The 17739-nt window shown below is 53.7% G+C and carries 23 protein-coding genes; 15 read left to right on the top strand and 8 right to left on the bottom strand.

Translation table 11 applies throughout. The features are described from left to right. Positions 1–58: 58 nt before the first annotated feature. Positions 59–628: a pyridoxamine 5'-phosphate oxidase family protein gene (locus CFB02_RS06190; protein ID WP_088557318.1), complete on the top strand. Its 570-nt coding sequence runs from the start codon at positions 59–61 to the stop codon at positions 626–628. Positions 629–633: 5 nt separating this feature from the next. Here the strand turns inward: CFB02_RS06190 and CFB02_RS06185 are convergent, their stop codons facing one another. After that, complete coding sequence (locus CFB02_RS06185) at positions 634–1128, bottom strand: MarR family winged helix-turn-helix transcriptional regulator (protein ID WP_227499729.1); 495 nt, start codon at positions 1126–1128, stop codon at positions 634–636. A gap of 148 nt (positions 1129–1276) precedes the next feature. On the opposite strand from CFB02_RS06185, the gene CFB02_RS06180 reads away from it, so the two are divergent. Then, the gene (locus CFB02_RS06180; protein WP_014577023.1) at positions 1277–2257 is read left to right on the top strand and encodes a LysR family transcriptional regulator; all 981 of its coding nucleotides are present in this window, start codon (positions 1277–1279) and stop codon (positions 2255–2257) included. A gap of 77 nt (positions 2258–2334) precedes the next feature. Next, positions 2335–2505 (top strand): hypothetical protein, encoded by a 171-nt coding sequence (locus CFB02_RS18175; protein ID WP_172835806.1) that lies wholly within the window; start codon positions 2335–2337, stop codon positions 2503–2505. 68 nt (positions 2506–2573) lie between these two features. On the opposite strand, the gene CFB02_RS06175 is transcribed toward CFB02_RS18175, so the two are convergent. Beyond that, positions 2574–3443: an AraC family transcriptional regulator gene (locus CFB02_RS06175; RefSeq protein ID WP_088557317.1), complete on the bottom strand. Its 870-nt coding sequence runs from the start codon at positions 3441–3443 to the stop codon at positions 2574–2576. A gap of 109 nt (positions 3444–3552) precedes the next feature. On the opposite strand from CFB02_RS06175, the gene CFB02_RS06170 reads away from it, so the two are divergent. From CFB02_RS06170 to ccoG, 8 genes are all read left to right on the top strand, one after another. Continuing rightward, the gene (locus CFB02_RS06170) at positions 3553–4023 is read left to right on the top strand and encodes a YHS domain-containing (seleno)protein (protein ID WP_088557316.1); all 471 of its coding nucleotides are present in this window, start codon (positions 3553–3555) and stop codon (positions 4021–4023) included. 84 nt (positions 4024–4107) lie between these two features. Next, positions 4108–4392, top strand: a complete 285-nt coding sequence (locus CFB02_RS06165) for a DUF2282 domain-containing protein (protein ID WP_014421587.1) — start codon at positions 4108–4110, stop codon at positions 4390–4392. A gap of 5 nt (positions 4393–4397) precedes the next feature. Further along, positions 4398–5309, top strand: coding sequence for a DUF692 domain-containing protein (locus tag CFB02_RS06160; protein ID WP_088557315.1), 912 nt, complete (start codon positions 4398–4400; stop codon positions 5307–5309). Further along, positions 5296–6045 (top strand): DNA-binding domain-containing protein, encoded by a 750-nt coding sequence (locus tag CFB02_RS06155; RefSeq protein ID WP_088557314.1) that lies wholly within the window; start codon positions 5296–5298, stop codon positions 6043–6045. The genes CFB02_RS06160 and CFB02_RS06155 overlap by 14 nt, the downstream gene beginning before the upstream one ends. A gap of 12 nt (positions 6046–6057) precedes the next feature. Continuing rightward, on the top strand, positions 6058–6513 hold the full coding sequence (locus CFB02_RS06150; RefSeq protein WP_088557313.1) for a DoxX family protein: 456 nt from the start codon (positions 6058–6060) through the stop codon (positions 6511–6513). Positions 6514–6621: 108 nt separating this feature from the next. After that, a complete protein-coding gene (locus CFB02_RS06145) occupies positions 6622–6960 on the top strand; it encodes a thioredoxin family protein (RefSeq protein WP_227519340.1) in 339 nt (112 codons plus the stop codon). 84 nt (positions 6961–7044) lie between these two features. Beyond that, entirely contained in the window at positions 7045–8445 is a 1401-nt protein-coding gene (locus CFB02_RS06140) for a PLP-dependent aminotransferase family protein (protein ID WP_088557312.1), read from the top strand. A 115-nt stretch (positions 8446–8560) separates the two neighbouring features. Beyond that, positions 8561–9955: a cytochrome c oxidase accessory protein CcoG gene (gene ccoG / locus CFB02_RS06135; protein WP_088557311.1), complete on the top strand. Its 1395-nt coding sequence runs from the start codon at positions 8561–8563 to the stop codon at positions 9953–9955. A 66-nt stretch (positions 9956–10021) separates the two neighbouring features. On the opposite strand, the gene dsbG is transcribed toward ccoG, so the two are convergent. The 3 genes from dsbG to CFB02_RS06120 all read right to left on the bottom strand — a co-directional run bounded on the left by dsbG (position 10022) and on the right by CFB02_RS06120 (position 12135). Beyond that, a complete protein-coding gene (gene dsbG, locus CFB02_RS06130; RefSeq protein ID WP_088557310.1) occupies positions 10022–10789 on the bottom strand; it encodes a thiol:disulfide interchange protein DsbG in 768 nt (255 codons plus the stop codon). Between the two features lie 232 nt (positions 10790–11021). Then, positions 11022–11492, bottom strand: coding sequence for a DUF1348 family protein (locus CFB02_RS06125; RefSeq protein ID WP_088557309.1), 471 nt, complete (start codon positions 11490–11492; stop codon positions 11022–11024). Positions 11493–11538: 46 nt separating this feature from the next. Continuing rightward, positions 11539–12135, bottom strand: a complete 597-nt coding sequence (locus CFB02_RS06120; protein WP_049784467.1) for an RNA polymerase sigma factor — start codon at positions 12133–12135, stop codon at positions 11539–11541. A 189-nt stretch (positions 12136–12324) separates the two neighbouring features. On the opposite strand from CFB02_RS06120, the gene CFB02_RS06115 reads away from it, so the two are divergent. After that, on the top strand, positions 12325–12894 hold the full coding sequence (locus CFB02_RS06115) for a TetR/AcrR family transcriptional regulator (protein ID WP_088557308.1): 570 nt from the start codon (positions 12325–12327) through the stop codon (positions 12892–12894). 26 nt (positions 12895–12920) lie between these two features. On the opposite strand, the gene nrtS is transcribed toward CFB02_RS06115, so the two are convergent. Together nrtS and CFB02_RS06105 are read right to left on the bottom strand one after the other, a co-directional pair. Further along, positions 12921–13166 carry a nitrate/nitrite transporter NrtS gene (gene nrtS, locus CFB02_RS06110; RefSeq protein ID WP_088557307.1) on the bottom strand — a complete coding sequence of 82 codons (246 nt, stop codon included), beginning with the start codon at positions 13164–13166 and terminating at the stop codon, positions 12921–12923. Beyond that, positions 13153–14574: a dihydrolipoyl dehydrogenase gene (locus CFB02_RS06105; RefSeq protein WP_088557306.1), complete on the bottom strand. Its 1422-nt coding sequence runs from the start codon at positions 14572–14574 to the stop codon at positions 13153–13155. Before CFB02_RS06105 ends, nrtS begins: the two co-directional genes overlap by 14 nt. 237 nt (positions 14575–14811) lie before the next feature. On the opposite strand from CFB02_RS06105, the gene CFB02_RS06100 reads away from it, so the two are divergent. Further along, complete coding sequence (locus CFB02_RS06100) at positions 14812–15642, top strand: alpha/beta fold hydrolase (RefSeq protein WP_088557305.1); 831 nt, start codon at positions 14812–14814, stop codon at positions 15640–15642. Between the two features lie 58 nt (positions 15643–15700). On the opposite strand, the gene CFB02_RS06095 is transcribed toward CFB02_RS06100, so the two are convergent. Next, entirely contained in the window at positions 15701–15952 is a 252-nt protein-coding gene (locus tag CFB02_RS06095; RefSeq protein ID WP_088557304.1) for a hypothetical protein, read from the bottom strand. Positions 15953–16244: 292 nt separating this feature from the next. On the opposite strand from CFB02_RS06095, the gene CFB02_RS06090 reads away from it, so the two are divergent. Together CFB02_RS06090 and trxA are read left to right on the top strand one after the other, a co-directional pair. Beyond that, positions 16245–17270 (top strand): lipid A deacylase LpxR family protein, encoded by a 1026-nt coding sequence (locus tag CFB02_RS06090; protein ID WP_227519339.1) that lies wholly within the window; start codon positions 16245–16247, stop codon positions 17268–17270. A 117-nt stretch (positions 17271–17387) separates the two neighbouring features. Next, positions 17388–17711, top strand: a complete 324-nt coding sequence (gene trxA / locus CFB02_RS06085) for a thioredoxin (protein ID WP_014577047.1) — start codon at positions 17388–17390, stop codon at positions 17709–17711. Positions 17712–17739: the final 28 nt, after the last annotated feature.

Below are 17739 nucleotides of genomic sequence, written 5' to 3'. Positions count from 1 at the left end.
GTCGGGTTACTGATAGCGAATAGGAACGCCAACGTAGCAGAATCCGCAGGAGCCCAAGATGGCGCACAAATTTGCAGAAATAGCGTTTACCAGAACCGTAAAACAGGTTCAGGAGGAAATGGGCAGTCGCTCCGGTTATGCATCCATTGAGACCGGGCCTGACCGTAATAACGTTCTGAGGGATCGCGAACGCGGTTTTATTGAGGCCCGTGACAGTTTTTACATCGCCAGTGTCGGCGAAACCGGCTGGCCCTACATCCAGCATCGGGGCGGGCCTACCGGCTTTCTGAAGGTGATTGATCAGTCGACAATCGGCTTTGCCGATTACTCTGGCAATCGCCAATACATCACCACAGGCAATGTACTCACCAATGATCGCGTCTCGCTTTTCCTGATGGATTATCCGAACAGGAAGAGACTCAAACTGCTCGGACGAATGACGCTGGTTGGCCCCGAACAGCCGGGGATTCTGGAGCAACTGAGCGACAGCGATTACAAAGCACTGGTTGAAAGGGGCGTGATCATCCGTGTTGAAGCGTTCGACTGGAACTGTCCGCAGCACATAACCCCGCGATACACGCAGTCAGAAGTTGAAGCGTTGATTGACTCAATGGCCAACGATGGCTGAGCGCTTCAGAGGGTCGACTGCAGTTTGACGCTATAGCGCCTTAACTTGCCGACAGTCTCTGACCAGTCATCGGCCCCTACCATCTCCGTGAATTCATTGTGCGCGTCTTCCCACCTTGCGAGAGCCTGTTGGTAGATGTCCTCGCCCTCTTGCGTCAGAGAGAGACCCAGGGAACGTTTTTGCCCCGTCGGCCGAGACTCGAGGAGCCCCTTGGCAATCAGCTTTTCGACCGTTCTCTGGAGTGAAGTTCTCTCCATCCCCAGGAGTTCCGCAAGTTCGTTTATAGAGTTGGGCGGAGAAAGCTTGATTGCGTTGAGTATGGAGAACTGCGTGATTCGAAGCCCTGTTTCCGCCAGGTGATGGTTGTAATGACGGGTCACCAGGCGTGAGAAAACGCGGGAGTAGAGGGCGGCGCAGGTTCTGGCAACATCCAGCGGCGTTGTTTCTTGTGATGAGTGGTCGACCATTATGGCAATCCGATAAATGAAGTGTATATGCATGATGGTAGGTTTCATCCCCCGAATAGTCCAGCGAGCCACCGGACAAGACCGAGTGAATTAAGACATCTGTTCCGTAACAGATTGGTGTTGCGAACGTCTGTGCAATAGGCGTCAGTTTTCTCAGTCTCCCAATGACAAGCGAGGCATTATGAAAAACCAGGAACTCAACCTACTGCACGTATTCAGCGCGATTATGACGGAAGGTTCCATCACCAGAGCGGCGGATCGTCTCGGCATGACCCAGCCCGCCGTTTCAAATGTGGTCTCAAGAATGCGAACGGCCTGGAAAGATCCTCTCTTTGTAAAACGGGGGCGGCAGGTGGAGCCAACCTCCTATGCCCAGAGTCTCTGGGACCAGATCCGCAATCCCTTGCACGAGCTCTCCAACGCGGTAAATTCCACGCGCTTTACGCCAAGCGAGTCGCGTCGGACGTTCCGGGTTGCTGTCACCGACCTTATTCTTGAGATGGTCTGGCAGCCGCTGGTTTCCGAGTTACAAGAGGCGGCTCCGGGCATTGACTTGCATGCGGTTCCTTTCTCGCCGGCTACCGCAGCAAACCATCTGCGCGAGGCCAGCGTGGACTTTGTGATCGGTTTTTTCGAGCAGCATGATCACAGCCTCAGAAGCCTATGGCTCTTCGATACCGGCTACGTTCTTGCTATGAGGAGCGGGCACGAGCTGAGCGGACGGCCCGTCGATCTCGAGTCTTTTCTTTCAGCACAGCACCTTCTTGCAACCATGTCCGGAGAGGCTCACGGTGTTGTAGACGACACTCTGCACAGGCGAGGACTGGAGCGGAGAGTGGCAGTTACCGTCAACCATTTCTCCGCAGTGCCGAATTTGCTCAGGAATTCCGATCTGGTAGCCACGATTCCGGAGGTCATCACCGGAGACTGTGAGTTTTGTGCTGGTATTTCGCTCACAAGCCTACCGATTGACGTGGAGCCAACGAGTCTGTATCTGGCGTGGCACACCCGCCATGACCGGGATCCCGGAATCATCTGGATCCGGAGTGTTATCGAGCGTGTGGCGAAGGCGTGCTGGGCAAAAGCAATGGCCGCCCGGGAGCTTGATTGTGGGCCGCTGACCGTCATTGAGCCCGGTCTGTACAATCGGCCCAGTAACTAGAACGCCTGTCCATTTGTTGGGCAGCTCCAGTGGTTAGTATTTCTCTCGTAGACATCAACCACTGGAGAAAACTCATTATGAAAAACGTCACTTCCAAAGCACTGCTACTTGTTTCTATTGCCCTGATCTCGGCGTCTGCAAGCGCCTCTCTTGCCGATCGAAAATCAGATGTTGATGATCACGGTGAGGCCGTAAGCAGCCCTTACTCAGGCCAGAAAGTCATTCGTGGTCAGATCGTTTTGAAATAGCAAACAGTCACAAAAAAGGGGGCAAGGATTCGTAATCCTTGCCCCCTTTTTCGTTGCGGCTTCAGTATCTAGGCAACGTGCGCTTTTTCGGCAACGCTGGCGCTTACTGCCTCCGCTGCTGTCGTGTTCAATTTTTTCCATTCCCTGGGTGTCATCCCGGTGTTTTTCTTGAAGGCCCTGGAAAATCCCGATGCATCCTCGTAGCCCACTTCAAAGCAGATGATGGACATGGGTTTGTCTTTGAGAATCAGCTTCTTCGCAGCAGCTATCCGGGTGTTCTGGACGTACTCGCCGGGTGCCAATCCGAGGATGCTCTTGAAATGCTGAATGAAGGTTGATCGGGACATGGTTGCAACCTCTGCCAGCCTGTCCACGGACAGATCGCCATTCAGGTTTGAGTCGATGCAGCTTAGTACCTTACTTAGTTGCCTATCCGCCAATGCCGACAACAAACCTTTCGGCGTTTCTCCATCCGAGACGACATGCCGAAGCACATTGACAAATATCACCTCAACCAGTCGATTCATGACGGCATCTCGCCCTTCCTGCGCCGCTTCGGCCTCCGCGAACAGCACATCCACGAAGGACCCAAGCCCCTGAACCGAAGATAGAGGCAGCACCACGGAGTCGGGCAGGGCGTCCAGGACAGGGTTCCGTGAACCTGTCTGGAACTTGATTGAAGCGCAAATCATCTCCGCGCCCTCACGATTGGCACCAAAGAGCTGATGCGGTTGGGAGCGAACCGAAAAAATCATGGTCGGTTCTGACAGCGTGAGCTTCTCCCGGTTCGCTTCAATAATGTCGAGTACTCCGGATCGAAGCACGTGGATGTAGCCGGTTCCTTCTTCTTCAAAGGACGCCAGCCCGCAGAGCTGGCCCCGGAAGAAAACGCCGGCGTTCACATTAAGTTGGTCGAGGATGTAAGAAAGCCTGTCCATAAGCACTCCAGATAATTGGCATAGAAGTTTGAACGATCGTACTCATTCAGTACCGCTCGAAGCTTTATTGTTTCAAACGTAGTCATCATTCATTCAAAGGAGATACCCAATGACTCGTTTCAACAAACTTCGTGCCTTCGTTGCTGTTGCTGCCTTGAGCGCTGCCTCTGGTGCTTTTGCTGCCGATATCGACATGAACGCCGACGCCAATGATGTTGCCATCAGCGGTTACGACCCGGTGGCCTACTTCTCTGATTCAGAGGCTACCAAAGGTTCTGCCGAATACACCGCTACCTACAAGAACGCGATCTACCATTTCTCCAGCGCAGAGAATCGTGATCTGTTTCGTGCCGACCCCAGTGCTTATGCGCCCCAGTACGGTGGCTACTGTGCGTTCGGCGTAACCATGGAGAAGAAGTTCGACGTTGATCCTCAAGCCTGGCGGATTGTCGACAACAAGCTTTACCTCAACCTGAACAAAGACGTGCAAACGCGTTGGCTCACGGATGTACCTGGCTTCATCGCCAATGCCAACGATATCTGGCCCGAGATCAAGACTGTGGAAGCAGCCGAGCTGTAATCCTCTGCCAATGATATGAGCACGTCCCGGGGTCCTTGGCGTTTTCGGTCGAGGACCCTGAAACAAACTGTGAAGGTGATCGATATGAACCAGAAACTTCTTTTCAGTGCGGCACTGGCCGCGGCATTGGCCGGCGCCATGTCTGCTCCCCTGGCTCACGCAGGTGGCAAAGAAAAGTGTTACGGCATTTCGCCTGTAGGTGGTAACGATTGTGCGAACCTTGCCGGTACCCACTCCTGTGCAGGGCAGTCCAAAGTCGCCAACGACCCGGGTGAGTACAAGATTGTCGAGAAGGGCACCTGTGAAGATCTGGGTGGCTTTGACAAGGAAACGGCCCTGAAAATCATTGCTGAGAAAAGCAAAGGTTAAGTGGCATGGGTAATCGTCAGGACAACGTCCCAGCCAAGCCCGAACTCGCGAGCAGCACTGTTGGGGTAGGGTTACGACCAGACCATTATCAGGACGTTCTCGAGCACGCCCCTTCGGTAGATTTTCTTGAGGTGCACTCGGAGAATTTCTTCGCGGAGGCAGGAATCGCTGTCGATGTGTTGAAGGAGGTTTCGGCAAGTACGCCAATCAGCCTTCATGGTACTTCGGCAGGTCTGGGCTCCGTTGAGGCGATTCCTGACGATTACCTCAAGCGACTCAAACGTCTTGTCGACCGGGTTGACCCGATATTGGTGTCAGACCACCTGTGTTTTACCTGGGCAAGGATCGGTGGGCGGCTCTTTCATGGTGGTGATCTCCTGCCGATTCCCTACACCGAAGACAGTCTCAGGCACGCGGCGAACAACATTGACCGAATACAACAGGCGCTGGGCCGCCAGATCGCGGTGGAGAACGTCTGTGCGTACATCGAGTTTGACCACAATGACTTCGACGAGGCCGCTTTTCTTAATGAAATCGTTGCCCGCACGGGCTGCGGTTTAATCCTTGATATCAATAACGTGATGGTGAACGCCCGTAATGCGCGAGTAGGCGATCCGGCGGACTTTGTTGACGATTATGTTGCCTCCCTCGATCACTCCGCCATTGCGGAAATTCATCTTGCGGGCTCAACGCCCGTGGATCGGGAAGAACTGCTGATCGATGACCATGCCTGCCCGGTACCCGAGGCTGGGTGGCACGCCTATGGGCGTGTGCTCCGAAAGATCGGCCCGCGGCCCACGTTGATTGAGTGGGACAACAACCTTCCATCATGGCGCGAGCTTCAGGGTGAAGCCATCAAGGCCAGGAAAGCACAACGCCGTGTATTGAGCAGGGAGCGAAGCCATGAACTTGTCTGATTATCAGAGCCAGTTTCTGGCGTTCCTGTTCGGCGATATTAACAAGCCGGGGCTGCCCAATTCAGACGTGTATCGATTTGGAGTAGAGGCGAAAGCGGTTCGAGCCCTTGAGCACAGCTATCCGACGGTAAAGGCACTACTAGGACCGTCTGCTTTCGAGGAACTGGCCCTGGATTATTTCAGAGTGATCCGGAAACAGAGCGGCGATTGGAGTGATTTGGGCTGGGGATTTCCGAGCTGGATCATCTCGCATCGGATTTCAGACCGGCTTCCCTATCTCTCAGATGTGGCGCGACTCGACAACTATGTGGGCCGGGTCGAGCGCAGCCAATATCAAGACGTGGACTTCCAGAGCTTTTCTGCGATTGGCGAAGATCTTTCGACCTGTCGGCTCATTCTCAATAGCGGGCTTGAGTTTTTCAGGTCCGTTTATCCGATCGTCAGCATATGGGAAGCACACAAAAGCCACACCCCGCAGGACACACTCAGCTTTGCCCAGGCAAAAAGAATGATCGCCAAAGGCCGGGGCCAGAACGTGCTGGTCTATCGATCGGGTTGGCGAGGGATGGCGGAAGCCATTTCTGAAAAGGATATTGCGCTGCTGGAGCGGTTGAGAAAACAGACAAGTATCGCCGAAGCCTTCGGTGAAGGTGTTCTGGATAAAACGAATTTTACCGGTTGGCTGCAAGACATGATCTCAAAAAGGGTCATCGTCGGCGCCAGAACCATTCATTGAGAGGAAAATGATATGAAAACGTTAGCGTACAGTTTTTATGGATTAAACGATTCGGTCCAGCGAATTGTCGGCGGCATGCTACCTGTTGCACTTCTTCTTGGACGTCTCTACGTGGCATGGGTCTTCTTCAAAGCCGGCCTGACAAAGATTGATGATTGGGGAACAACACTGTTTCTGTTTGAAGAAGAGTACAGCGTTCCGCTGTTGAGCCCCGAGATCGCAGCTTTCCTCGCAACGTTCGGAGAACTGGTTTTTCCGGTTCTTCTGGTGATTGGCCTGTTCTCGCTTGTGTCCTCGCTGGGGCTTTTTGTCATCAACATTGTTGCAGTTATCAGCCTTGAAATGATCGCGCCCGCAGCCGAACTGTATCACGTGGTCTGGGGCCTGATTCTGATGGCATTGGCCATGTGTGGCCCAGGCCTGTTATCGCTGGACAAACTGGTTGGAAACCGTTTGATGAGAGCCTGAGCCGGTCCTGTTTACCCCTTGGCGTATTCGGTTTTCACCCTCGCATCGACATTGTTCGCCGAATACGCCCTTTTTATTCCTGAAGAACTTTCCCGGAGGAAATTCGTTGTGCCGATTGTAAATCTGAATACGTTTGACGAGCTGGGCGATCTGGCAAATCGACATGAGTGGTTGTTGCTGGATTTCTGGGCTCCCTGGTGTGCACCGTGCAAAGTGATGAACCCGGTTATGGAACAGTTCAGCGAATTTAACCAAGACACAGCGGTGATCAAGGTTGATGTGGATCAGAAGCATGACATCGCAGCAAAGTTCGGCGTGCGAGCCATCCCAACGCTGGTTTTGCTCAGGCGTGATCAGTTCATGGGTCAGGAAACCGGGTCCAAATCTCTGAAGGATCTGGCCAGCTGGATCGACGGGCTGAAGCAAAAGGTATCCCAACTGGCGTGAATTGTTGGCGTTTTTGAGAGTAAACTCAGTTTGCCGGGCCCGCGCCCGGCTTTTTTGTGAGAAGGCGGGGAGACAGATCAAACCATGGCAAAGCCATTGCCGAGATACCAGAAACTTGAGGTAACCCTGCGAGACCAGATTGAAACGGGTCGATGGCGAGCTGGCGAGCGGCTCCCCTCAATAAGATCACTCTGCCAGGACTATGATCTTTCCAAGATTACTGTGCAGCATGCGCTGCAGCGGCTGGAAGCGCTCGGGCTCATAGAGGCTCGGGAACGCAGCGGTTTTTTTGTTGTACCTCCCCAGAACAAATTCGAGGTTCCCGGGCAAGCACCGACGCCGGACGAGCCAAAACCTGTGTCGGTAAGCCAGGTATTCCAGGACATAATGACCCGCAGCGCGGCCTTTGATCTGCTGCCGGCTTGTAACCGGGATGAGCCGCCACCGGGGATCATTCAACTCAACCGGTCGATCGGTCGGGCTCTGAGGCGGCAGTCCACAAGATTTCAGTACTATGACGAGCCAGCCGGGGATCAGGAATTGCGTAATCAGATCGCTCTGAGAGCCGCCCGAAGAGGTTGGATTGCGCAAGCGGATGACTTCTGTATCACGTCGGGTTGCCAGCAATCGTTGTTCCTCGCGCTGATGGCTGTTTGCAAAAGTGGCGATGTGGTCGCGGTGGAAACTCCCGGGTTTTATGGCGTGCTCCAGCTACTTGAACAGCTTCAATTACGGGTGATCGAGATACCTGCATCGCCGGAAAGTGGCATGAATGTGAGCGCGCTTGAGGATGTACTGAAGGTCTGGGATGTTAAAGCTTGTGTGGTGTCGCCAGCGTTTGCTACGCCTACCGGTTCTGTCATGCCGACTGAAGCGCGGAGAGGGTTACTGGCGCTGGCAGAGCGCCATGACGTCGCCATCATCGAGGATGACATTTACGCTGAATCTGGCTGGTTGAATGTGCCCGATACACTGAAAGCCATCGACACCTCTGCCCGGGTTATCCACTGCAGTTCCTTTTCAAAAGTTCTATCCCGCGATCTCCGTCTTGGATGGGTTTCAGGTGGAAGATGGCATGACGAAATCGTCAAACTGAAACTGACCTCCCAGTTGGCGAGTAGCCGATTCCTCCAGGAAGGCGTGGCAGGTTTCATCGCTGAGGGCGGTTATGCGTCGTTTTTGCGCCGCCACCGGCAGGACTTGTGGCGGCGACGGGATCAGTTGCTTGAGCTTCTCAGTGGCTGGAACGTCTCTCTTCGGGTAACAACCCCCCATGGTGGTCTGGCTCTCTGGGTAGAGCTTCAGGAAGACGTCGACACACTGAGGCTCTACGGCAGGGCGCTGCGGGAGGGGATTGTTATTACGCCGGGAAATCTCTTCTCTGTATCCGGAAAGTTCTCCAACTGCCTTAGAATCAGCTTTGCTCACCCCTGGAACGCCGCCCGTGTTTCCGCCTTGAAGAGACTCCCTGAATTAATGATCTGAACTTCCACCAACTGTCCCTATAAAAATTTAAAAAAGTGGTCCTGCCCCCATTCATCGCGACCGACTATCCTCCTGCCTTCCGTTTCTGATCGACCATGGCATAGGTGCGAAGCAAATGAGTCGCCTGATCTCTGTTAAACAGATTGAATCTCCTGCTCCGGCCCCCGGGGCCACCCAAAAAATCCAGCCCCGAAGCTTCTCCGGCGTTTATCGCCGACTCCGGATCGCGGGGGGACTGGTACTTTTCGCACTGTATTTCGGTGTCGCGTGGCTGAATTGGGGCGGAAGGCAGGCTGTGCTCTGGGATCTCGCGGAGAAGAAATTCCATATTTTCTCTGCGACGTTTTGGCCGGAAGACCTGGTGTTGCTTGCCGCGATTCTCCTGATCTGTGCCTTCGGCCTGTTTTTTTTGACGGTTCTGGCGGGTCGAGTGTGGTGTGGATACGCCTGCCCGCAAAGTGTCTGGACATGGGTTTTCCTGTGGGCAGAGCGATTGGCAGAGGGGGATCGGAACAGGCGGCTCAAACTCGATGCCGCACCTCTCACCGCCAATAAAGTTGCTCGCCGGGGAATGAAACATGGTCTTTGGTTGCTGATTGGACTGGTTACGGCCATCACCTTTGTGGGGTATTTCACGCCTATTCGGGGCCTGGTCGCTGACCTTATTGCCATGGAAGCTTCGGTCTGGGCGGTCTTCTGGATCTTCTTTTTTACCAGCGCCACATACCTGAATGCGGGATGGCTGAGGGAGAAAGTCTGTTTCCATATGTGCCCCTACGGCCGCTTTCAGTCATCCATGGTAGATGCCGATTCCCTGGTTATTTCCTACGATGCCGCGCGGGGGGAACCGCGAGGTTCACGTAAAAAAGACGATGTACAAGTCTCTCAAGAGCTTGGAGATTGCATCGATTGCCAGATGTGTGTGCAGGTATGCCCGACCGGTATCGATATCCGCGATGGCTTGCAAATGGAATGTATCGGATGTGCGGCGTGTATCGACGCCTGCGACTCGATCATGGACAAGATGGGATACGCCCGTGGACTGGTACGTTACGCCAGCGAGCGCGACCTGAAGGGAGGGAAAACGAACCTTCTGAGGCCACGACTGGTGGGGTATTTTGTGTTCCTCTCCTTGATGATTGGACTTTTTTCCTGGGGCGTGGCGTCCAGACCACTGGTAACCCTCGACGTCGAGAGAGATCGCGGAATGTATCGCTATACAGGCGGGGGCAACATTGAAAACAGCTATTTGCTCAAGCTTACCAATAAAGACAGCAGCCCGAGGTACCTGGTGATCGAGGTTGGCGGTTTTGAAGAATTTTCAACCACAGGTCCCGGAGGTATCGTCGTTGGAGCAGGTGAGAGGGTTGAAATCCCATTCTCTGTCGCTGTTCCATCCTCTTCCCTTGATTCCGGGGCCAACGACGTTGTTTTTGAGGTCAGTACGCTGAATCAAGAAGGGGCAGTGATAACCGGCACCACCACCTTTCTTGGCCCCCCCAAACACTGATGGGATCGGTTTTTGGGATGAACAAAGGGACGGCCGCGAATCTCCTCGAGCCGTCCCCTTGGCGGCCTAGGGATTCAAGATGCGATTCAGTTCACTCTCTGGAGGCAGACCAAGGCGCATCTTCACATTACCGGTGGAATCTTTGTAATAAATTCCGGGAGTGGCACTAACGCCGAGGTTGGACATCAAGCGGTTATTCGCTTCCACCTGGGCTTTGCCTCGCTCCGAGGCTGCATGTACCGGCACGATGCCTCCACTTCGGAAGGTCTCAAAGTTCTTGATGTACGCGCCGTGAGGTCTGTTCGAGCCAAGGATTGTTGAGGCTTTCGCAACACTGTCGCTGGCAAGCACTCCGACCACAATATGCCTGATTTGAACTTTGCCCTCGTTAATCCAAGGCAAGGCGGCTGTCCGGAACCTGTGACAATAAGGGCAGTTTGGGTCTACGAAGGCGTAAACCACGGTTTCTGCGTTCGGGTCACCGTCCTGAATCCAGTGGCTGTTTTCGAGCTCTGCCCAGGCCTGTTGATTTTTCGCATCATGGAAAATCTCTTGGACTCTGGGAGCAGAGAGATTCAAACCTTTCTTATCGATCAGCGTTCCAACAAATGCATGCTCTCCGTCTTGGGTAACGTAGAGAGTGACCGGAGAACCGTTCGAATCGAGAATATACCCGGTCATACCGTCAATGGCCTCGAAGGAAGAGACCACCTTCAGTCCGCGATCCGTTACCTGTTTGATAATCGGAGCATGACTCCCGGAGCCATGAGCTGTTGCCGAGAAGAGAAAGGCCGCACTGATCACTGCCCCCAGCCCAGAGATCTTTTTGTCCATGACGTTTACCCTTTTTCAGAGGTGGATCAAGTCGTTGAGGGCTCTAATCTAGTGCTTTTCAAAGGCGGGGAGGCGGCGAATCGTGCTGAAAACTCGGCAGGATGTCTGAGAAGCAAACTCGGGGAAAAAGCGATGGGAAGATTGCGAAAATTAAGGCGGCGCCCGTGGCACTGGGCCGCCGGAATGGGGGATATGGCGCAGAATTCCCGGAGGGAATTCTGCGCCGTAAACATCAAAGCCCCAAGTCACTGAGGCCAGGATGGTCATCCGGTCTACGACCGAGTGGCCAATGGAAAAGCCTGTCTGACTCTTTGATGGGACTGTCGTTGATGCATGCGAAACGGCGCTGCATCAGGCCGTCGGCATCGAATTCCCAGTTTTCGTTTCCGTAGGACCGGAACCAGTTTCCACTGTCGTCGTGCCACTCGTAGGCATATCTCACGGCAATGCGGTTGTCAGTGTAAGCCCACAGCTCCTTGATCAGGCGGTAATCCAGCTCACGATTCCATTTACGGGTGAGGAACTCCTCGACCTGTTTGCGGCCATTGGCGAACTCGGCCCGGTTGCGCCAGCGTGTGTCCTCTGTGTAGGCGAGGGCGACCTTCGCAGGGTCACGGCTGTTCCAGCCATCTTCTGCAAGGCGGACTTTTTCAATGGCACTTTCCCGTGTGAAGGGAGGTAGTGGTGGACGTTGGGTACTCATAAGGTTTCTCCAGTTGTGGCAAAACACAGTAACAAGGCCGCCTTGATCAGAGCAGGGCGGCCAACTCGTTTCGTGCACGGTGCAGAATGACCCGCAGGTTTCCGTGAGAAATCTCCAGCACTTCAGACACCTGCGAACCTGTCATGGGGCTCATGCCCTTCAGCAGAATCGCGTTAGCGTGGTCCCGATTCATCTTCTTCAATTCAACGCGAATGCGTTCCTGAACCTTTGCAGTCTGGGTAGCCAGCTCCGGTTCGCTCAGATGCCCGGCGGTGCCACTAAATTGGTTGTCCTGAGAGCTATCGGATAACAGGGCGAGGCTGGGCGTTGCGGGAAACTCTTTCCGATTTTCCCGATACGTGTTGAAGGCTTTATTGGTGACAATACGGCACAGCCAGGTCTTGAGTGACGAACGGCCCTCGAAAGACCCAATGGCTCCAATGGCCGCCATCCAGGCCTCCTGAGCGATATCTTCGGCAACGGCTGCAGAGGTATATTTGGCCGCAACCCTCAGCATTACCGGATGATATCTCCGGTAAGCTTCCGCAAAGGCTTTCGGGTGTCCGGCCTGCAAGCCATCAATCAGATCAGCTTCAAGCCCAAACACGGGCGCCTGCCGGGTAGTTTTGATTTGTATGTCCATCGTGCTCTTCTCCGTGCCGTGTTCGCTGGTGGTTCGCTAATGAAACCGACAACAACACCAGTCAAAAAACACCCTGTTCATAACGGCGCGTGGCATTTCTTGAAGTAGACAAGTCGGTCTATTTTTAATTCTAGACAGATCTGTCTAATTTGGTCAAGATATATTCAATGAAAAAACGGAGGTCCGCAGATGGGACGAAGACAGGTTTTAATTGATACGGCATTGCGACTGTTCTATGAACATGGGATCCACGCTATCGGTATAAACCAGGTGCTCCAGGAGTCGGGTGTAGCAAAGCAAACGCTCTACAATCATTTCGAGAGCAAGGACAGCCTGGTAGAGGCTGCTGTCGCGCATCGCGACAAACTGTTTTTCCAATGGTTGGAGTCGCGAATGAGCGATCAGCCCGCGGGAAGAGAGGCTCTTATGGAGATGTTTGATGCGGTGCATGATTGGTTTAACAATCGCGTACCGACACTACATCGTTTCTATGGGTGCTTCTTTATCAATACCTGTGGTGAGTACAGCGATCCCGAGCACCCGGTACACAAACGATGTGCGGCTCACAAGACCAGGATTTTTGAACTCTTGAAGCAGCACACCCTGGAAATCTGCAGTTTAGAAGCCGATGCAGAAGAGTTGGCTAATGCGCTGTTTTTGTTGAAAGAGGGCGCCATTGTAAAAGCGCATGTTGAAGGCGATCTGGACGCAGCACTAAAGGCTAAGGGGGTTGCCTCAAGAATGATATCGCCGCACTGAGACACAGTGCGGCGATATTCGAGTGGTTAACGATACCTTGAAACGGGCACATTCAGTCCGGAGGATCTCTGGCAATCCCGTGCGCTGGACAGTTTACCGAGCATGAAAACGCAGAATGGGACGCAGTAGGTCAAGACTGCCGGCAGCCATTGAATTTTCTGATATCCGAACAGCGCATCATGTTGGTTGATCAGCAACAGAATCGAACCTACTACAAGGGCAACCTTTGCCGCCTGTTTGTGGTAACGCCGGAACAGTTCAAGCAACTGCATGGGATGCCTCCTCACGTTCTATATTTTTCAACTGTTCTGCCGCATTCCGGAAGGCGGTGCGAACACCTTCTTCAATAACCGGGTGATAGAAAGGCATCCCGAGTACCTCGTTTACCGTTAGAGACTGTTGCACGGCCCAGGCCAGAAGGTGACCAATATGCTCCGCAGCCGGTCCAAACATTTCTGCGCCAAGCAGAATGCCGCTGTGCTTGTCTGCGTAGACCTTGAGCATGCCCTGGTTTTTGGCCATTACGCGGCTTCTTCCCTGGTTGTGAAAGCTGACCGCCCCAGTGATGAAGGTGTGTGGCGCCAATTCGTGCGCTCGCTTGCCTATGCTGGCAACCTGGGGGTCGGAAAAGACGACGCCCAACCCGGCGCGTCGATGGCCGCGTTCCACATTGGGAAAGGTTCCCGCGTTGCTGCCCGCGATACGCCCCTCATCTGAAGCCTCATGTAACAGGGGCAACTCATTGTTGGCGTCACCTGCAATGAATATGTGCGGTGCACTGGTTTGCATGGTGTACCGATCAGAGTCTGGAACGCCGCGGGCGTCCAGGGCGATGCCGGTATTCTCGAGGCCGAGTTTGTCAGTGTTGGGAATGCGACCGGTTGCGGCCAGTACATAATCAACCACTACCGTGTGAACGATGCCTCCGGATGTGCGATAGGTCACCTGCACGCCGTTCAGGGTTTCCTTTGCTGTGAGGACTTCCGCGTGAAGGACGAGATCAAATTCGGACTGGAAAGTATCCGCAGCAATTTTCCGGATTTCGGAGTCGGCAATTCCACCGACCGATTCGTTGCGCGACAGCATCGTAACGTTGACGTTGAGTCGGCTTAGGGCCTGCCCCAATTCCAGACCGATAACACCGGCCCCGACAACAAGTACGGATGTCGGAAGATGTTCCAGTTCGAATACATCGTCGTTGACGAGCAGGCGGTTACCCGCGCCCTCCAGTACTTCAGGAATAAACGGTCTGGAACCTGTTGCAATAACAATCCGGTCGGCAGTGATTTCAAGACCGTTATCAATTTGCAAACGATGGGTATCCACGAACCGTGCGTAACCACGCACCTTATGGCTATCGTCAAACTCGTCGACATCTTCAACAACAAACCCGACGAACCGGTCGCGTTCTCTTCTAACGCGTTCCATGACCGCAGCACCGTCGGTTTCAACCGTCGGGACATTAAGCCCGAAAATCCCCGCATGCCTGGCGCCATGGGAGGCTTCTGCGGCGGCAATCAGAAGCTTACTGGGCATGCAGCCGACACGCGCGCAAGTGGTGCCATAGTGACTCCCCTCAATCAGCGCGATGCTGTCGGTATGTTTGCGAGCTTCGCGATAGGCACCCATACCGGCTGTGCCTGTGCCAATAATGGCAACATCAACTTTGCGTTTGAGCATTTTTGCTCTCCTGTATGTTGTGAGGATCCTGTTCGTGAATGTGAGTGCCATTCTCCGCAGTTTGACCAAGGGGAAGGCGGCAGGAAGGTTGGAAAAATTATCCATCTGTCTGAACTCGGCGCTTGAGGCGATTGCGTGTACAAGAAATGAACAACTAACGCTTGCATCGTATTTGAAGATGTATATACACTTTATAAAGATGAAGAACCGGTGTTCAACTAATTTAGGAAGACGGAAATGAACCTTTCTCTGAATATGTTTCAGGCTGCGTTCGGTGTTTACAGCCGATTGCTGCCATCCAGCGCGGCATCAAAAGCTGTCGGATTGATGACCAGTCCCCGAATCAAGGTCGAAAGGCGCGCCTCATCCCGTGAATTGTTTGAGAGGGTGGTGCCACTCAATAACGATGGCTTGCTGTCAATTTATGGGAGTGGGCCAAAGAAAGTTCTGGTCCTTCATGGGTGGTCGGGTTGGATCGGTCAATTCAGGGATCTGATCCGTGAGATTGATCCGGATGAATGCACCGTTTATGCGGTTCATCCGGCCGGCCATGGCGATTCAACGGCCACCAAATCTCATCCCGGACGGTTTATTGAGGCCGTTCTGGACGCCCATGAATACGTGGGGAGTTCTTTTGATGTTGCGATCGGGCATTCACTGGGCGCTGCGGCCCTTGTCTACGCCCAATCCGCCAGGGGGTGCTTCGACCGTCTGGTACTGGTTTCAGGCCCGGCAACGATAGAGGGCGTGCTCAGTCGATTCGCCCGGTTTGTAAATCTTGGCGAGCGCAGTGAGCGTCTATTTGTTCGCGACATGGAAGAAACGGTAGGACTGAGTGTTGATCGATTGGATCTGATTGCGCTTGCGCCTGGAATCGAGGTACCCGTTTTGCTCATCCATGATGATTCTGATTCGGAAGTTCCGGTTACTGAATCCGTTGCACTGAACGAGGCGTTTCCAAGGAGCCGTTTAACCCATACAACGGGGTATGGCCATAGCCGGCTGTTGCGGAATCCGGAAGTCGTTCGAGAGATCGTCGAATTTACACATTCACCGTTCCGACCATAACCCGAGACTGAAAAAAGCACCGTCCATGGTGCCAGGACGCAAATGAGACATCTGAGACTCAACCGTGGCTTTCGGGCTGCACCTGGCCACGGATAACGATCTGACCGCTGTACGGAGCAGGTTTGGCCGCATGGTTGTCGGCGTCGCGATCCTGAATCTCACCGCGAATCACGATTTGGCCGCTGTAGGGAGCGGGCTGAGCCTGCTCGGAGCGAGGTTCGTCTGATTTGCGGTCTGCGAGGGTCGCATGAGCGGGCAGGGCAGCCACGGTAATGAGGGAAGCCAGGGTAACCAGTGCAAATTTACGCATTTTCAATTCTCCACAGTTTGAGTTGATTTAGCTGACTCCGATACCGGAACCGGTCGGATATCAGATGAGCAAATTGTGGGACTGAACAATGTGGAGGAATAATTCTGAAACGGTATGGCAAACATCATTGCCAGTGATGGGGGTTGATGACGACTGCCCAAAAACCGCACGTATTACTACTTATCTATCAACCGAGGTGATGTTTTAAATATCAACGCTTGATTAGTTCTGAGGGCCAGGAGTTCGAAAAATAGCAGCCATCTTTTCTACCGACACAATTTCGGAGTTGGCTATGATTTTTCGATTTTTGACCGTTTCTCTTATGGGCGTTGTTTTGGCTTCGTCAGCGCTGGCAGAGTCGGCGGATTCGGCGCTTGCGCTCTCCACGGACAACGACCTGTTCGCCCCAACGCAAACGGATCGGGATTACACCGCCGGTGTAGCGATTACCTATTCCTCCAATTCCGAGGATTTCATTGGGAATCCGGTGTCCAGGGTGAGCCAGGGGCTGGACAGTTTTGTGTTGCCCTATCTGGGCCAAGAGGAGGGGAGCCCGCAGAGCGCCGCGATTGAGCTGGGGGTTTATGGCTTCACCCCTGAGGAAATCAAGGAATCCGCGATTGATCGTAGCGATCGGCCCTACAGCAGTCTGGTCTACCTGTCCTCAAGCCAGAGTTACCAGGCTCTCGGCGTCGATTCGGGCTGGACGACATCCATGACCGTGGGTGTTCTGGGACTCGATGTATTCAAATCCGGCCAGAACGCGGTCCACAAGGTGGTAGGTAGCGACCGCGCGAACGGTTGGGACCATCAGATCTCGAATGGTGGTGAGCCGACTTTCCGGTACTCGGCGGCGTATCACCAGTACCTGGATGCCAGCCAGTCGGATCAAAAGTTCAAAGTGACCTATTTCGGATCGGTCGGATACCTGACCGAGTTTGGAGCAGCATTGGTATTCCGTGATGGCCTGATTTCCTCCCCGGACAACCGATTTAACCCCGAGCTGATGGCCTACGGTGAGCGTGCGCCCGGAGTTTCTGCACCAGGCGGACGTGAGAATTATTTCTGGGGCGGGGTGTCGGTGAAAGCCCGGGCTTACAACGCCTTTCTACAAGGCCAGTTTCGCGAATCGGACCATGAACTGGATGCCAATGATCTGAACATCCTGCTGGCTGAAGTATGGGCTGGTTATACCCACAGTTTCCTGGCGGGCACCGAGCTCAGTTATGTGTTGCGTGTTCAGAGTTCCGAAATCAAATCCGGGACGGGAAATCGCACGCTGGCCTGGGGCGGGTTGGTATTCAGCAAACGGCTTTGAAGTACGGACCGACACTCATCATTAGGGGAAATAGAACTTATACCGTCCAGTAATTGGTTTTTCCGAGCAGCTGGCTGCAGGGTGTGAACCAATCTATTTGTAAAAGGAGTGGAACTTATGAGCAACATGATCGAAGTAACCGATATAAATTTTGAACAGGCCGTTGTACAGAGTGATCGCCCTGTGCTGGTCGATTTCTGGGCACCCTGGTGTGGTCCCTGTAAAACAGTAGCTCCCATGTTGGAGGCAATCGCTGATGAGTTTGGCGATGAGCTGACCATCGCCAAAGTGAACGTCGACGACAGTCCCGATGTGACTGCGAAAATGCGTATCAGGGGCATCCCAACCCTGGCGCTGTTTCAGGATGGCGGCGTAATTGCCCAGAAAACCGGTGCCGGCAGTCTGAGTGAACTGAGAACGTTCGTGAAAGGAAACTTGTGAACCTTTTCAGCGGCCTCCCCATCGGGAG

Source organism: Marinobacter sp. es.042, from assembly GCF_900188315.1.
In the GTDB taxonomy this organism is placed as follows: Bacteria; Pseudomonadota; Gammaproteobacteria; order Pseudomonadales; family Oleiphilaceae; genus Marinobacter.
Note: the sequence above shows the minus strand (reverse complement) of the source record. Positions and strands in the feature narration are given on the sequence as shown.

Excerpts from the sequence above, each read along its gene's own strand:
- CFB02_RS06190 (WP_088557318.1), top strand. The coding sequence starts at position 59 with ATGGCGCACAAATTTGCAGAAATAGCGTTTACCAGAACCGTAAAACAG.
- CFB02_RS06185 (WP_227499729.1), bottom strand. The coding sequence starts at position 1,128 with ATGCATATACACTTCATTTATCGGATTGCCATAATGGTCGACCACTCA.
- CFB02_RS06180 (WP_014577023.1), top strand. The coding sequence starts at position 1,277 with ATGAAAAACCAGGAACTCAACCTACTGCACGTATTCAGCGCGATTATG.
- CFB02_RS18175 (WP_172835806.1), top strand. The coding sequence starts at position 2,335 with ATGAAAAACGTCACTTCCAAAGCACTGCTACTTGTTTCTATTGCCCTG.
- CFB02_RS06175 (WP_088557317.1), bottom strand. The coding sequence starts at position 3,443 with ATGGACAGGCTTTCTTACATCCTCGACCAACTTAATGTGAACGCCGGC.
- CFB02_RS06170 (WP_088557316.1), top strand. The coding sequence starts at position 3,553 with ATGACTCGTTTCAACAAACTTCGTGCCTTCGTTGCTGTTGCTGCCTTG.
- CFB02_RS06165 (WP_014421587.1), top strand. The coding sequence starts at position 4,108 with ATGAACCAGAAACTTCTTTTCAGTGCGGCACTGGCCGCGGCATTGGCC.
- CFB02_RS06160 (WP_088557315.1), top strand. The coding sequence starts at position 4,398 with ATGGGTAATCGTCAGGACAACGTCCCAGCCAAGCCCGAACTCGCGAGC.
- CFB02_RS06155 (WP_088557314.1), top strand. The coding sequence starts at position 5,296 with ATGAACTTGTCTGATTATCAGAGCCAGTTTCTGGCGTTCCTGTTCGGC.
- CFB02_RS06150 (WP_088557313.1), top strand. The coding sequence starts at position 6,058 with ATGAAAACGTTAGCGTACAGTTTTTATGGATTAAACGATTCGGTCCAG.
- CFB02_RS06140 (WP_088557312.1), top strand. The coding sequence starts at position 7,045 with ATGGCAAAGCCATTGCCGAGATACCAGAAACTTGAGGTAACCCTGCGA.
- ccoG (WP_088557311.1), top strand. The coding sequence starts at position 8,561 with ATGAGTCGCCTGATCTCTGTTAAACAGATTGAATCTCCTGCTCCGGCC.
- dsbG (WP_088557310.1), bottom strand. The coding sequence starts at position 10,789 with ATGGACAAAAAGATCTCTGGGCTGGGGGCAGTGATCAGTGCGGCCTTT.
- CFB02_RS06125 (WP_088557309.1), bottom strand. The coding sequence starts at position 11,492 with ATGAGTACCCAACGTCCACCACTACCTCCCTTCACACGGGAAAGTGCC.
- CFB02_RS06120 (WP_049784467.1), bottom strand. The coding sequence starts at position 12,135 with ATGGACATACAAATCAAAACTACCCGGCAGGCGCCCGTGTTTGGGCTT.
- CFB02_RS06115 (WP_088557308.1), top strand. The coding sequence starts at position 12,325 with ATGGGACGAAGACAGGTTTTAATTGATACGGCATTGCGACTGTTCTAT.
- nrtS (WP_088557307.1), bottom strand. The coding sequence starts at position 13,166 with ATGCAGTTGCTTGAACTGTTCCGGCGTTACCACAAACAGGCGGCAAAG.
- CFB02_RS06105 (WP_088557306.1), bottom strand. The coding sequence starts at position 14,574 with ATGCTCAAACGCAAAGTTGATGTTGCCATTATTGGCACAGGCACAGCC.
- CFB02_RS06100 (WP_088557305.1), top strand. The coding sequence starts at position 14,812 with ATGAACCTTTCTCTGAATATGTTTCAGGCTGCGTTCGGTGTTTACAGC.
- CFB02_RS06095 (WP_088557304.1), bottom strand. The coding sequence starts at position 15,952 with ATGCGTAAATTTGCACTGGTTACCCTGGCTTCCCTCATTACCGTGGCT.
- CFB02_RS06090 (WP_227519339.1), top strand. The coding sequence starts at position 16,245 with ATGATTTTTCGATTTTTGACCGTTTCTCTTATGGGCGTTGTTTTGGCT.
- trxA (WP_014577047.1), top strand. The coding sequence starts at position 17,388 with ATGAGCAACATGATCGAAGTAACCGATATAAATTTTGAACAGGCCGTT.